13 protein-coding genes and 2 tRNA genes are annotated in these 14,004 nt (G+C 70.4%); 12 read left to right on the forward strand and 3 right to left on the reverse strand.

Annotated elements, in window-relative coordinates; translation table 11 throughout:
- Positions 1 to 5: 5 nt before the first annotated feature.
- The 5 genes from AC1DDU_RS15790 (at position 6) to AC1DDU_RS15810 (ending at position 5,919) form a co-directional block, all read left to right on the forward strand.
- The gene (locus tag AC1DDU_RS15790; protein WP_477435723.1) at positions 6 to 647 is read left to right on the forward strand and encodes an FMN-binding negative transcriptional regulator; all 642 of its coding nucleotides are present in this window, start codon (positions 6 to 8) and stop codon (positions 645 to 647) included.
- On the forward strand, positions 644 to 2,149 hold the full coding sequence (locus tag AC1DDU_RS15795; protein ID WP_477435724.1) for an amidohydrolase: 1,506 nt from the start codon (positions 644 to 646) through the stop codon (positions 2,147 to 2,149). Before AC1DDU_RS15790 ends, AC1DDU_RS15795 begins: the two co-directional genes overlap by 4 nt.
- Before the next feature lie 89 nt (positions 2,150 to 2,238).
- Positions 2,239 to 3,840: a multicopper oxidase family protein gene (locus tag AC1DDU_RS15800; protein ID WP_477435726.1), complete on the forward strand. Its 1,602-nt coding sequence runs from the start codon at positions 2,239 to 2,241 to the stop codon at positions 3,838 to 3,840.
- Entirely contained in the window at positions 3,830 to 5,230 is a 1,401-nt protein-coding gene (locus AC1DDU_RS15805) for a sensor histidine kinase (protein ID WP_477435728.1), read from the forward strand. The genes AC1DDU_RS15800 and AC1DDU_RS15805 overlap by 11 nt, the downstream gene beginning before the upstream one ends.
- Before the next feature lie 20 nt (positions 5,231 to 5,250).
- A complete protein-coding gene (locus AC1DDU_RS15810; RefSeq protein ID WP_477435730.1) occupies positions 5,251 to 5,919 on the forward strand; it encodes a response regulator transcription factor in 669 nt (222 codons plus the stop codon).
- Positions 5,920 to 5,969: 50 nt separating this feature from the next.
- Here AC1DDU_RS15810 and AC1DDU_RS15815 read toward each other — a convergent pair whose 3' ends face one another.
- A complete protein-coding gene (locus tag AC1DDU_RS15815; protein ID WP_477435732.1) occupies positions 5,970 to 6,452 on the reverse strand; it encodes a Dps family protein in 483 nt (160 codons plus the stop codon).
- 166 nt (positions 6,453 to 6,618) lie between these two features.
- On the opposite strand from AC1DDU_RS15815, the gene AC1DDU_RS15820 reads away from it, so the two are divergent.
- Together AC1DDU_RS15820 and AC1DDU_RS15825 are read left to right on the forward strand one after the other, a co-directional pair.
- The gene (locus AC1DDU_RS15820; RefSeq protein WP_477435733.1) at positions 6,619 to 8,766 is read left to right on the forward strand and encodes an acyltransferase family protein; all 2,148 of its coding nucleotides are present in this window, start codon (positions 6,619 to 6,621) and stop codon (positions 8,764 to 8,766) included.
- Positions 8,763 to 9,302, forward strand: a complete 540-nt coding sequence (locus AC1DDU_RS15825; RefSeq protein WP_477435735.1) for a gamma carbonic anhydrase family protein — start codon at positions 8,763 to 8,765, stop codon at positions 9,300 to 9,302. Before AC1DDU_RS15820 ends, AC1DDU_RS15825 begins: the two co-directional genes overlap by 4 nt.
- Before the next feature lie 10 nt (positions 9,303 to 9,312).
- Here AC1DDU_RS15825 and AC1DDU_RS15830 read toward each other — a convergent pair whose 3' ends face one another.
- Together AC1DDU_RS15830 and AC1DDU_RS15835 are read right to left on the reverse strand one after the other, a co-directional pair.
- Positions 9,313 to 10,215 (reverse strand): alpha/beta fold hydrolase, encoded by a 903-nt coding sequence (locus AC1DDU_RS15830; protein ID WP_477435737.1) that lies wholly within the window; start codon positions 10,213 to 10,215, stop codon positions 9,313 to 9,315.
- A gap of 231 nt (positions 10,216 to 10,446) precedes the next feature.
- Positions 10,447 to 10,520 (reverse strand) — tRNA-Gly (locus tag AC1DDU_RS15835).
- Between the two features lie 87 nt (positions 10,521 to 10,607).
- Between AC1DDU_RS15835 and AC1DDU_RS15840 the strand changes: the two genes are divergently transcribed.
- The 5 genes from AC1DDU_RS15840 to AC1DDU_RS15860 all read left to right on the forward strand — a co-directional run bounded on the left by AC1DDU_RS15840 (position 10,608) and on the right by AC1DDU_RS15860 (position 13,978).
- Positions 10,608 to 10,985 carry a nuclear transport factor 2 family protein gene (locus tag AC1DDU_RS15840; protein ID WP_477435738.1) on the forward strand — a complete coding sequence of 126 codons (378 nt, stop codon included), beginning with the start codon at positions 10,608 to 10,610 and terminating at the stop codon, positions 10,983 to 10,985.
- Positions 10,986 to 11,063: 78 nt separating this feature from the next.
- Positions 11,064 to 11,137 (forward strand) — tRNA-Pro (locus AC1DDU_RS15845).
- A gap of 82 nt (positions 11,138 to 11,219) precedes the next feature.
- On the forward strand, positions 11,220 to 12,737 hold the full coding sequence (gene tig, locus AC1DDU_RS15850; RefSeq protein WP_477435740.1) for a trigger factor: 1,518 nt from the start codon (positions 11,220 to 11,222) through the stop codon (positions 12,735 to 12,737).
- A gap of 79 nt (positions 12,738 to 12,816) precedes the next feature.
- On the forward strand, positions 12,817 to 13,308 hold the full coding sequence (locus tag AC1DDU_RS15855) for a tetratricopeptide repeat protein (RefSeq protein ID WP_477435742.1): 492 nt from the start codon (positions 12,817 to 12,819) through the stop codon (positions 13,306 to 13,308).
- Positions 13,309 to 13,387: 79 nt separating this feature from the next.
- Positions 13,388 to 13,978, forward strand: coding sequence for an ATP-dependent Clp protease proteolytic subunit (locus tag AC1DDU_RS15860; RefSeq protein ID WP_477435744.1), 591 nt, complete (start codon positions 13,388 to 13,390; stop codon positions 13,976 to 13,978).
- Positions 13,979 to 14,004 lie beyond the last annotated feature (26 nt).

Below are 14,004 nucleotides of genomic sequence, written 5' to 3' on the forward strand. Positions count from 1 at the left end.
GGGCCATGCGTCAGAACCCGAGCTTCGCCATGACGGATGTCGGCGAGATCCGCCGCCTGATCGAGCAGAACCCGTGGGTGACGCTCGTGAGCTCCACCGACGACGGGCTCGTCGCGTCGCACTACGCCGTGCTGCTGGATGCCGACCGCGACGATCTCACCATCGTCGGCCACGTCGGCAAGCCCGACGACCTCATCCACGGCCTCGGCGAGCGCGAGCTGCTCGTGGTCGTGCAGGGCCCGCACGGGTACGTCTCGCCCGGGTGGTACGGCGGCGTCGCGAGCGTGCCCACCTGGAACTTCGTCTCGGCGCATCTGAGCGGCATCCCCGAGCTGCTGACGCCCGAAGAGAACCTCGAGGTGCTGGAGCGGCTCGTCTCGCGGTTCGAGAGCGGGATGCCGCAGCCGCGCCTGATGTGGGAGCCGCCCAACGATCCGGAGTACGTGCGTCGCCTCGAGAAGGGCACGACCGGATTCCGCCTCACGCCGACGAAGGTCGTGGGGAAGCGCAAGCTCAGCCAGAACAAGCCCGACGAGGTCGTCGAGACGGTGATCGTCGAGCTCGAAGCCGGCGGCAGCCCGTACGCGGATCCGCGGCTTCCCGCCGAGATGCGTCGCGACCTCGCGACGCGGAAGGCCGCTCGGTGACCGCGGCGCAGGGGGATGCCGTCGACGTCATCGCCGACGCGCGCCTGACCGGCGTCGACCGCAGCGATCCGTTCGGCTCCGACCTCGTCGACGTGCATCTCGCCGAAGGCCTCGTCGTCGACATCGCACCCGCCGGTGCGCTGCCGCGGCGCGGGGTCGTGGTCGACGCCGGCGGCGGTCGGGTGGTTCCGGGACTCTGGGACCACCACGTGCACACCGTGCAGTGGGCGCTGTCGGCGCAGCGCGTGCCGCTGGGCGATGCGACCTCCGCGGCGCATGCGGCCTCCCTCATGGCGGACGCGATCGCGCTTCCGGACGGTCGTCGCGTGGGCAGCGGCTTCCGCGACGCGTTCTGGTCCGACGTCCCCGACCTCGCCGCGCTCGACGCGGCGACCGGCGAGACGCCGACGTACCTCATCAACGCGGACGTGCACAGCGTGTGGCTCAACTCCGCCGCGCTGCGGCGCGAGGGCTTCGTCCCCGACGGCAGCGGCATCCTCCGCGAAGAGCCGGCGTTCGAGATCTCGCGGCGCCTCAACGCCGTCGACACCTCGGTGTCGGATCCGCTCGTGGCGCGGATGGCGCAGGATGCCGCCTCCCGCGGCGTCGTGGGGATCGTGGACCTCGACATGGCCTGGAACGAGGACGCGTGGGTGCGCCGCCTCGCGCAGGGGTTCGACGCGCTGCGGGTCTCGTTCGGGATCTACCCGGAGCACCTGGACCGCGCGATCGCCGAGGGCCTGCAGACCGGCGACGTCGCGCGGGGAGCGGCATCCGATCTGGCGCGTGTCGGTTCGCTCAAGGTGATCACCGACGGCTCGCTGGGAACGCGGACCGCGGCGTGCTCGCACGCGTATCCGGGCGACCCGCACAACCACGGGCTGCTCACCGTCGATCTGCCCACGCTCGTCGACCTCATGACGCGGGCGACGGCGTCGGGCATCTCCTCGGCGATCCACGCGATCGGCGATGTCGCGAACTCCCATGCGCTCGAGGCGTTCGCGGTGACCGGCGCGTGGGGCACCGTCGAGCACGCGCAGCTGGTCGCGCATGCCGATGTCCCGCGCTTCGCCCGGCTCGGCGTCGGTGCGAGCGTGCAGCCCGAGCACGCCCTCGACGACCGTGACCTCACCGACACCGTGTGGGCGGGGCAGACCGCCCAGCCGTACCCGCTGCGCTCGCTCGCCGACACCGGTGCGAACCTGCTCTTCGGCTCGGACGCGCCGGTCTCGCCGCTGGACCCGTGGGCGGCGATGGCGTCCGCGGTGTTCCGCACGCGCGGCGGCCGCGAGCCTTGGCAGCCACAGCAGCGGCTGGACCCGGCGACCGCGCTGGCAGCGTCCACCCGCGGCGGCTCGGCCGTGCCCGCGCGCGTTGAGCCGGGCGATCCCGCCGACCTCGTCGTCTGCGAGCACGACCCGCTGAGCGCCGACGAGACGCAGCTGCGCGCGATGCGCGTCGCCGCCACCCTCCTCGGCGGGCGCCTCACGCACATCGCCTGACCCGTCCTGCGATGCGGGGGCTTTCCCCCGTATCGGTTGGGGAGGGGGTCGGATGCCGTCCCGCCGGCGCCGCCGCGAGGCTGGATGGCATGACCACCCCACCGTCCGCTCCTCCCGCACCCCCGTTCCCGGGGTCGGCGGCGACGCCGACCGCGCCGCGGCGCAAGCGGCGTCGCCGGGGTCTCCTGATCACACTGATCGTCGTGCCGCTCTCGGCGGTCGTGCTGCTGGTCGGCGCGGCGGCGGTGTGGTTCGCGGCCAACGCCGTCCGGGCGACGCCCCCGGCGGCGGGCACGGTCGACTTCACGCACCCGCTCGCCGTGCCGCCGCTGGCGCCGTCGCGCGTCGAGAACGGCGTGCGCATCTTCGACCTGACCGCGCAGGAGGGGGAGTCGTCCCTGGTCGCGGGGTCCGCGACGCCGACGCTCGGTTACAACGGCTCGTACCTCGGTCCGACGCTCGTGGCCGACCGCGGCGAGCGCGTGCGCGTCGACGTCACCAACACGCTCCCCGACTCGACGACCGTGCACTGGCACGGCATGCATCTGCCCGCCGCGATGGACGGCGGTCCGCACACGCCGATCGCCGCGGGTGCCTCGTGGCATCCCGAATGGCTCGTGGACCAGCCCGCCGCAACGCTGTGGTACCACCCGCACCTTCACGGCCGCACGCGGGAGCAGGTGGACGCGGGCCTGGCGGGGATGTTCCTGCTCCGCGACGAGCAGGAGGCCGCGCTCGCGCTGCCGCGGGAGTACGGCGTCGACGACATCCCCCTCATCGTGCAGGACCGCTCGTTCAATGCCGACGGCTCGTTCGGCGGTGGGCTGGGCATGCAGTTCGACGGTGTGCTCGGCGACACGATCCTCGTGAACGGGACCGTCGCCCCCTACCTCGACGTCCGCACCGAGCGGGTGCGGCTGCGCCTGCTCAACGGCTCGAGTGCGCGCATGTACGACTTCGCGTTCGCCGACGGCCGGTCCTTCGATCTCATCGCCACCGACGGCGGGCTGCTCGATGCCCCCGTCGACGCGACCGACATCCCGCTGTCGCCCGGCGAGCGCGCCGAGATCGTGGTGACGCTCACCCCCGGCGAGCGCATCGCCCTCCGCTCCAACGCGCCCGACCCCGCGTTGCACGCAGGGTCCGCGGCGTTCGACGTGCTGGAGCTGCGAGCTGCGGCATCCCTCGCCCCCTCACCCCGGGTCCCCGCTCACCTCGCGTCGCTGCCGGACAGCGCGCAGCTCGAGGCGGGGGCGACGGATGCCGCCGCCGAGCGCACGTTCGTGATGTCAGGGCACAACATCAACGACAAGCAGATGGACCTCGGCCGCGCCGACGTCGTCGCCACCGTCGACACCGACGAAGTGTGGACCGTCCGCAACGACAATCCGCTGCCGCACTCGTTCCACGTGCACGACACGCAGTTCCGGATCCTCAGCATCGACGGTGCGCCGCCGCCGGCGGGTCTGGCCGGCTACAAGGACACGATCGCGCTCGAAGGAGACCGGGAGTACCGGCTGCTGGTGCGGTTCGCGGACTACGCCGATCCGACCACGCCGTACATGTACCACTGCCACCTGCTGTGGCACGAAGACCAGGGCATGATGGGACAGTTCCTGGTCGTCGAACCGGGCCAGCAGCCCGAACTGAAGCGTCCCGAGGGAGACACCGATGACCAGCATGACCACTGACCCCGCGGCGCAGCCGACGGCAGACCCCACACCCGCCGGCGCCGGGTTCTGGGCGTCCTACGGTCGCGCATGGGTGCGCACCCCCGGCAGCGCGCTGTATCTCCTGGCCGTCTTCGTGCTGGCGATGATCTCGATCAGCGTGCTGGCGTCGCTGTTCTGGACGAGCGTCGGCCTGCTGATCCTCGTGATCGGCCTGCCGCTGGCAGTGCTGACGCTGCTCATCGCGCGCGGCTTCGGCGTCGCGGACCGCTTCATGCTCCAGCTCACCGGGCTTCCGCCCATCGCCGAGCCGCAATGGAACCGCGACAAGCCCGACGCGACCGGATTCTGGATGACGCTCACACGCCCCGCACGCAACGCGCATTACTGGATGTACCTGGTGCACGGCATGATCGTGAGCCCGATCATCAGCACGATCTCGTTCGTGCTCACCACGGTGTGGCTGAGCGTCGGACTCGGCGGACTGACGTACTGGTTCTGGGGCCTGTTCCTGCCGCGGAGCTGGAACGACGACGGCTCCGGGGGAGAGTGGGGACACTACGTCGCCGACTACCTCCCGCGGCTGTTCGGCGGGTGGTCGAGCTGGGCCGTCGAGGTCACGCTGTACCTGATCGCCGGCATCCTGTTCACGGTGACCATGCCGTGGGTGCTCGGCGGGCTCGCGCGCGGCCATCACGCGGTCGCGCAGGGCATGCTCGGCCGCTGGCGCTCCGACGAGCTCGCCGCAGAGGTGCAGGCCGAGGCGACCGCGCGCGGTGCCGCCGTGCACGCCGAGGACGTCGCGCTGCGCCGCCTCGAGCGCGACATCCACGACGGCCCCCAGCAGCGGCTGGTCCGCCTGCAGATGGACCTGGCGGCGCTCGAACGGCGTGCCGAGTCGGGCGACGCGGATGCCGCGGCCGAGCTCGCCCGCGAGGCCCGAGGTCACGCGAAGGCGGCGCTGGACGAGCTGCGTGCGCTGTCCAGCGGAGTGGCCCCGCCGCTCCTGCAGGACCGCGGTCTCGCCGCGGCGCTCGCCGCCGTCGCCACCAGCTCGCCGCTGTGGGTGCAGGTCGAGGTCGCCCCAGCGATCGACCGCGCGGTGAGTCAGGAGGTCGCGCGCACCGTCTACTTCGTCGTCGCCGAGCTGCTGACGAACGCCGTCAAGCACTCCGGCGCCACGGCGGTGACGCTGCGCGCGTCGCTGCGCCGCACCGCGACCGGTGCGCCCACCCACCTCGACGTGTGGGTGGTCGACAACGGACGCGGCGGGGCGGTCGTCAGCACCGGGCACGGCCTCGAAGGGCTGCAGGGGCGCATCGCCGGCCTGCGCGGCGTCCTCGTGATCGACAGCCCCGTCGGCGGACCGACCGCGGTGGGGGCCCACATCCCGCTCACGGTCCTGCCGTGACGGGTGCCTATCCTGAGGAGATGGCCGTCTCCGCCGATTCGCTCCCGCTCCGCGTCGTGCTCTTCGAGGACTCCGTCCTGCTGCGCGAAGGGCTGGTGCGGCTGTTCGACGAAGCCGGATACACCACCGCAGGCGCCTGGGGCGACGCGGACGACGTCGTCGCCCGCGTCCGTGACGCACGGGCGGATGTCGCGATCCTCGACGTGCGGCTGCCCCCGGGGTTCCGCGACGAGGGCATCCGCGCCGCCCTGGCGGTGCGGGCGGCGCTGCCGGAGGTCGGCATCCTCGTGCTCAGCCAGTACGTCGAGGGTGTCTACGCCCGCGAGCTGCTCGCGGGCGGTGAGGGGGGCGTCGGCTACCTCCTGAAGGATCGGGTCACGTCGCTCGACGAGTTCACGGATGCCGTGCATCGCGTCCGCGAGCGAGGCACCGTGCTCGACCCGCTCGTCGTGCAGGGGCTGCTGTCGGCCCGGCCCGACCCGCTGTCGACGCTGACCCCGCGCGAGCGCGACGTCCTCACCCTCATGGCGGAGGGCCGCAGCAACGCCAGCATCGCGCAGCGCCTGTTCATCGGCGTGGGCGCCGTGGAGAAGAACATCAGCGCGATCTTCGCCAAGCTCGGGCTCGAGGAGTCGGGCACCGAGCATCGCCGAGTGCTGGCCGTGCTCGCGTTCCTGCAGCATCCCTGACACGACGAAGACCCCCGGGAATCCCGGGGGCCTTCGTCACGGAGAAGCTCTCACTCGGCGAGGTGCGCGAAGAGGAACCAGCGGTCCTTCTCGATCGACTCCTTGATGCCGATGGCGATGTCCTGGCTGGTCAGGTCGAACTCGTCGAGCCCGTCGATGGCCGCCTGGACGTCCGCGATGACGGCATCCATGTCGGTGATCACGTTGCGGATCAGGGCGTCCCACTGGGTGAAGCCGGCGGGAACGGCCGTCGACGTCTTCTGCGCGACAGTGCCGACGCGGGCGTCGATCGGCAGACCCAGGGCGACGATGCGCTCGGCGGCCTGGTCGGCGCCGGCCTGCGCGTTGGCCACCACGGTGTCCAGAAGCTCGTGGATCGCGATGAAGTTCGCGCCGCGCACGTTCCAGTGCGCCTGCTTGCCGTTGACGGCCAGGGCCTGAAGGCCCAGGACCACAGGGGTGAGGAACTGCGCCGTCGCGGCAGCGACGTCGGGGTTGGCTGCGGTTGCGGGGGTGGTCTGGGTGTTCGTCATGTCTCGCCTCCATCGTGCGGAGCGTCGCTCGTCTCGGCGATCGGCCTCCGTTGACAGCAACGCTACTCAGCGGGAGGCATTCCGCAAGCAAGACAAGGCTGGGCTAAACGGGCGGTTCCGCGCCGTCGATGCGGGCATGGCGGGCCGCAGCGGCTAACGTCGATTCGTGCCTTCCGCCGATCACGACCTCGGACCGCAGCATCTGGGCGTTCCCGCCAAGACCGTGACCCGTGAGCCCCGCGACCGCTCGCCAGAACACGCCGAGCCCTCGCGGTTCCTCCCGCATGTGCAGGGGCTCCGCGCGATCGCGGTCCTGTGCGTGGTGCTCTACCACTTCTGGCCTGGCCGGATCACCGGCGGGTACATCGGCGTCGACATCTTCTTCGTCATCTCGGGCTTCCTCATCACGTCGCACCTGATGCGCGAGCTCACGGCGACCGGCACCGTGAGGCTCGGTCAGTTCTGGGCACGCCGTGCGCGGCGCCTGCTGCCGGCATCCCTCCTCGTGCTGCTGTTCTGCGCGGTCGTCGTGATGTCGCCGTACCTCATGCCGACATCGGCGCTGCCCAACGAGGTGCGCGAGATCCTCGCGTCGACGTTCTACGTCGAGAACTGGTACCTGGCGCTGAACTCGGCCGACTACCTCAACCACTCCGGCTCGCCGACGACCGTCCAGCACTACTGGTCGCTGTCGCTGGAAGAGCAGTTCTACGTGATGTGGCCGCTCATCATGCTGCTGGCGGCATGGGTCGCGGTGAAGTGGTTCCGCGGCGCACGCCGTCGCGCCATCATCGTGGCGCTGGGCATCGTGACCGTCGTCTCGTTCGCGTTCTGCGTCGTCTTCACGATCACGAACCCCGCGCCGGCGTACTTCGTCACGTTCGGGCGCATGTGGCAGTTCGGCGTGGGCGCCATGATCGCCCTCGTGCCGATGCTGCGCGTGCGCAATGCGATCGGCAGCTTCGTCCTCGGGTGGGGCGGCATCCTGCTGCTGGTCTACGTCACCTTCACGTTCGACGGCCAGACGCCGTTCCCCGGGTACATGGCGGCGCTGCCGACGCTGGGTGCCGCGGCGGTCATCGCCGCGTCGAACACCGACCGCTGGTGGTATCCGACGCGAATCCTCGCGATCCGGCCGGCGCAGTTCGTCGGAGACATCTCGTACTCGCTCTATCTGTGGCACTGGCCGCTCATCATCATCGCGCCCTCGGTGCCGTTCTGGGGTCTCACGATCTACCACCGCGTCGCCTTGCTCGTGCTCTGCTTCGTGCTCGCCTGGCTGACGAAGCGGTTCGTCGAGGATCCCGTGCGCGGCTGGAAGGTGCTCACCACCCGCCGGGCCCGGGTCACGCTGTGGTCCTCGCTCGCCGCGATGATCGTCGTCGCGCTGGTGGCGGGCGCGGCGTGGTTCGTCAACGCCCCGCTCTACAACCAGGGCACGCGCGAGATCGCCGAACTGCAGGAGAACCCGCCCGAGTGCTTCGGTGCCGCATCCGTGCTCGACCCGTCGTGCGCCGACGCCGACTTCGGCGGCAAGATCCTCCCGGCCCCCGGTTTCGCAGGCATCGACCGGCCGGAGAACCCGGAGTGCTTCGTGCAGCTGACCGACTCCCGCCCGGTGTCGTGCACTTTCGGGTCGGACGACCCCGACGCGCCGCGTGTCGCGCTGATCGGCGACAGCCACGCGTACCAGCTCCTGCCGACCTTCCAGCGGATGGCGGAGGCGAACGGCTGGCAGCTCGTCACGTGGTTCAAGGGGGCGTGCCCCTGGAACTCGACGCCGCTGTCGACGCCCGGCGCGTTCGGTGAGGCGTGCTCGCAGTGGCGCGACCAGGTGCAGCAGGCGATCGACGACACCGATCTGGACGCCGTGTTCACCGCTGCGATCGCGACCACGCCGTACTCGTCGGCCGGGTACGATTCCGTGCACGACGCCGCCGTCGCCGGCTACCGGGACGCGTGGAGCACGGTCACCGACCGCGGGATCCCGGTGATCACCGTCGTGGACAACCCGGTGTGGGAGACCGACCCCAACAAGTGCCTGCGCACGCGTGATGTGTCGGAGTGCGACGGGGCCCGGTCGGACGTGCTCGTCGCCGACGACCCGCTGCGGGATGCGGCATCCGGTCTCGACGCCGTGACGCTCCTCGACTTCACCGACGTGTTCTGCGGCGCCGACACGTGCGCGCCGGTCGTCGGCGGGGCGAACATCTACCGCGACCAGGACCACCTCACGGTGACCTTCGTCGACACCCTCGCCCCCTGGTACACCGAGGCCATCGACAAGGCCCTCGCCAGTAGAGTCGAGCCATGATGATCGCACCGGGAGCATCGGTCCTCTCCGCCGCAGGACGGACCCCCGCGCTGGATCCCACCGCGTTCGTCGCCGCGGGCGCACGCGTCGTCGGGGGAGTGACCCTCGGCCCCGGCGCCAGCGTCTGGTACAACGCGGTGCTGCGCGCCGACGGCGACACCATCACGGTCGGCGCCAACTCGAACCTGCAGGACAACGTGTCGGTGCACGTCGATGCGGGCAGGCCCGTCGTGATCGGAGAGAACGTCTCGGTCGGCCACAACGCCGTCGTCCATGGCTGCACGATCGGCGACGGATCGCTCATCGGCATGGGGGCGGTCGTCCTCAACGGCGCCAGGATCGGGTCCGGATGCCTCATCGCCGGCGGCGCGGTGGTGCTCGAGGGGTCCGAGATCCCGGACAGCTCACTCGTCGCAGGCGTGCCGGCGAAGGTGCGCCGGGAGCTCACCGAGGAGGAGCGCGCCGGCCTGCTGCGCAACGCCGAGCACTACCTCGCCCACGTGCAGGAGCATCGGGGAGCCACCTCGGTCGCGTGAGCGCAGCGCGTCATTCCCGCGTCGGGGGATGGTGCTTTCCGCGATGCACCTCGTAGAGGCGCACGTGGCCCGGCCACGACGGGTCGTTCTCGATGGGCAGATCGTCCATGAAGTGCCGGACGATGTGGGCCAGTTGCCCCGGGTGGCTGAAGTTGATGGCGTGCGCGGCACCCTCCAGCAGCACCACCAGCACGTGGCTGTCGGTCTGACTGGCGATCTCGTCGACACGATGCGCGTGGGGCAGCAGCGGGTCGCGCTGGCCCAGCACGACCAGCGTCGGGATGCGCATCTCCAGCAGGCGCTGCAGCGACGGATACTGCGTGAGCGAGCGGAACATGCGCATCGTGCTCGGCACCCCGAACCGCACGTAATCGGGGACCGCGACCCGGGCCATCCTGATCGGCTCGCGCGGGGCGTCCACCGAGAGCTGCTTGATGGCCCGGCGCAGCGGCTGGTTGAAGAGCCCGCCGGCGGGGGAGACGAGCACCGCGCGATCGATGCGCTCCGAGTAGCGGTGCGCGAACTCGATGATGACGGGGCATCCCATCGAGTTGCCGACCAGCGTCGCCTTCTCGACATCGCGATCGTCGAGGAAGTCCCGGGCGGCACGCGCAAGGTCGGGGATGTCGAGCATGTCCTTCCGGCTGCCGCTGCGGCCGAAGCCGGGGAGGTCGGGCACATACGTGTGGAACTCGTCGGCGAGACGCTCGGCGGTCGGCAGCAGGTAGCGGCCGGAGAGCCCGAACCCGTGCACATGCATCATGACGCGCGCATCCTGAGGCACCAGCGGGGATTCGCGGTAGAAGACGTCCACACCGTCGATGCGCGTCCACTTCTCAGCGAGGGTAGACGCCGGGTGGCGCGGCAGCTTGCGGGGCTTGTCGGCCCCGTCGGGTGTCATCGGTGTGCTCATCGCGGCTCCTGGACAGCGTCGATCCGTGCGCAGCCAGTCTGCCGTGCCGTTCGCGCGCGAGGAATAGGCGCGCGCGACCGGCAGACGAAGAACGCCCGGGAGCACGACCTTCGGCCGGCTCATCCGGTCATCGGAGCGGAAGGCGGAGCTCGGCCAATCCGAAGCGGATCGGTTCCGACGGCATCCATGCGAAAGGCCCATCGCCTCGACTTCGTCGGCACGCTGGGCCTTTGGAGGGGATGACGGGAATCGAACCCGCACCATCAGTTTGGAAGACTGAGGCTCTACCATTGAGCTACATCCCCGTGCGCCCGCTGCCGGGCACCTACCGATCGTAGTACATGGTGGCGACCGTCCCGTTCCGGACGCGCGGCCGAGCGGAGGAGCCGGCGATGGAACGCACGGGCGGCCAGGTGGTCGAGGCCCTCGTGGCCACCCTCAACGCGGGCGACGTCGGCGGCATGGACGACGTGTTCCACGACGACGCGGTGATCGAGTGGCCGCAGTCGGGCGAACGCATCGTCGGCGCCGGCAACCGGCGTGCGATCTACGGTGCCTTCCCGCAGCTTCCGGCGATCTCGCCGCGCCGGCTCACCGGCGAGGGCGACCTGTGGGTGCTCGAAGCCGACCTGGACTACGGTGACGGCGATCCGTATCAGACGGTCTTCGTGTTCGAACTGCGCGACGGGCTCATCGCGAAGGAGACCGCGTACTGGACCAAGCCGTTCCCCGCGCCGGACTGGCGCGCGGAGTGGGTGGAGCGGATGTGAGCCGCGCGCAGGAACGTTCCTGGCCGGTCGGCTAGACTTCTCGGGGCCGAAAGGCGCACGTACGCGTGCGAACCCGCCCGGGGCGTAGCTCAGCTTGGTAGAGCGCCCGCTTTGGGAGCGGGAGGCCGCAGGTTCAAATCCTGTCGCCCCGACATCACGGCCCTGAAGAATTCCGAAACCCAGACCTTCAACTGCCGCGTCCTCGCGCGGTCCGATAGAGGAGAAGTAACAGGCATGGTGAACAGCACCGTCGAGAAGCTCAGCCCGACCCGGGTGAAGCTGCACATCACGGTCAGCCCCGACGAGCTGAAGCCGTCGATCAAGCACGCGTACGAGCACATCGCGCAGGACGTGCAGATCCCCGGCTTCCGCAAGGGCAAGGTGCCCGCGCCGATCATCGACCAGCGCATCGGTCGCGTCGCCGTCCTCGAGCACGCGGTCAGCGAGGGTCTCGACAACTTCTACCGCGAGGCCGTCTCGGCCCACGAGCTGCGCGTTCTCGGCCGCCCGTCGGCCGAGGTCACCGAGTGGCCGAACGAGAAGGACTTCTCGGGCGACCTCGAGGTCGAGGTCGAGGTGGACGTGCGTCCCGAGTTCGACCTGCCCGCCTTCGAGGGCACGACCGTCGAGGTCGAGGCCATCGAGGTCGACGAGGCCGCGATCGACGAGGAGCTGGACCGCCTGCGCGGCCGCTTCGGCACGCTCGTGACCGTCGACCGCCCGGCATCGACGGGTGACTTCGTCGAGCTCGACCTCGTCGCCACGATCGACGGCGCCGAGATCGACCGCGCCGAGGGCGTCTCGTACGAGGTCGGCTCGGGCGAGCTTCTCGAGGGCATCGACGAGGCCATCGACTCGCTCACCGCCGGTGAGGACACCACGTTCCGCTCGAAGCTCGTCGGCGGCGACCACGCCGGCGACGAGGCCGAGGTCTCGGTGTCGGTCAAGGCCGTCAAGGAGCGCGAGCTGCCCGAGGCCGACGACGACTTCGCCCAGATCGCGAGCGAGTTCGACACCATCGGCGAGCTGCGCGACAGCCTCAAGGAGCGCGTCGCTCAGCAGGGTGCGTTCACGCAGGGCTCGGCCGCGCGCGACAAGCTGATCGAGGTCCTCCTCGAGAAGGTCGAGATCCCGGTTCCGCCGCAGCTCATCGAGGACGAGGTGCACAACCACCTCGAGGGCGAAGGCCGTCTCGAGGACGACGTGCACCGCGCCGAGGTCGCCGAGGCCAGCGAGAAGCAGTTCAAGACGCAGATGCTGCTCGACAAGATCGCCGAGTCGGTCGACGTGCAGGTCTCGCAGGACGAGCTCACCCAGTACCTCGTGCAGTCGGCCGCGCAGTACGGCATGGCCCCGCAGGACTTCGTGAACGCGCTGCAGGAGGGCAACCAGCTCCCCGCCATCATCGGCGAGGTCGCCCGCAACAAGGCCCTCGCGGTCGCGCTCGGCAAGGTCACCGTCGTCGACACCAACGGCAACCCCGTCGACCTCAGCGGCTTCGTCGCCGTCGAGGACGAGGAAGAGGTCGTCGAGGAGGCGGAGGAGATCGCGGATGCCGCGGCCGACGCCGAGGCCGTGATCGAGGCCGAGGAGGCCGAGAAGCCCGCCAAGAAGGCGCCCGCCCGCAAGCCCGCCGCCAAGAAGGCCGCCGCTGCCGACGAGGCCGAGGCCGCTCCTGCGGAGAAGGCTCCCGCGAAGAAGGCTCCGGCCAAGAAGGCTCCGGCCAAGAAGGCCGCTGCCGACGCGGAGTGATCGCCCGCTAGGCGAGAGCGACAGACTCGAGGGGACGGATGCCGCGGCATCCGTCCCCTCCGTCATGAAAGGTGGACGCATGACCGACTCCTGGAACGCGCGCGTCGACGCGGTGTGGGAGGACGACATCCTCGACGACGACGAGCGGATGACCCTCATCGACGCCCTCGCAGCGGAGCGCCCTTCGAACGATGCCCGGGCGCTGTTCGAGCAAGCCGGTGCCCGCGACGCCGCCGGGCTCGAAGCCGAGGCCGAGCCGCTGTACCGCGCGGCCCTCGAAGCGGGCCTGGATGACGAGCACCGGCCGCAGGCCGTGATCCAGCTCGCCAGCACGCTGCGGAACCTGGGGCGTCCGGACGAGGCCGTGGCGATGCTGCGCTCAGAGGTGGAGCGCGAGCCCGCGTCGCCGCTTCGCGACGAGGCGTCGGCGTTCCTCGCGCTGGCACTGGTGTCCGCCGGCGAAGCTGCGGAGGCGGCATCCATCGCCCTGCGCACCCTCGCCCCGCACCTGCGTCGCTACCGGCGCGCCGTGGACTGGTACGCCGTGGAGCTGACGGGCGACGGCGGCTGATCTGCCCAGGGCGAACACGGGCGGGTCGTTCGTGGTGCGCCGGTAGATTCGATGGCGACCCAAGGAATCAGGAGTACACATGGCCGAACCACTTGTCGCGACCAGCGTCTTCGACAGGCTGTTGAAGGACCGCATCATCTGGCTGGGGTCGGAGGTGCGTGATGACAACGCCAACGAGATCTGCGCGAAGATCCTGCTTCTCGCTGCCGAGGACTCCGAGAAGGACATCTACCTCTACGTGAACTCGCCCGGCGGGTCCATCACGGCCGGCATGGCGATCTACGACACCATGCAGTTCGTGCCCAACGACATCGTCACGGTCGGCATCGGCATGGCCGCCTCCATGGGCCAGCTCCTGCTCACCGCGGGCACCAAGGGCAAGCGCTACATCACCCCGAACGCGCGCGTGCTGCTGCACCAGCCGCACGGCGGATTCGGCGGCACCGCCAGCGACATCCAGACGCAGGCGCAGCTGATCCTCGACATGAAGAAGCGCCTCGCCGAGATCACGGCGTCGCAGACCGGCAAGACCGTCGAGCAGATCAACGCCGATGGTGACCGCGACCGCTGGTTCACGGCGCAGGAGGCGCTGGACTACGGCTTCGTCGACCACATCCGCGAGTCTGCCGTCGACGTCATCGGCGGCGGCGGCACCGGCTCGGCGAGCTGAAGCACCGAAGGCGAAAGAGAGAGAAC

Source organism: Microbacterium sp. 05T445 (genome assembly GCF_056395865.1).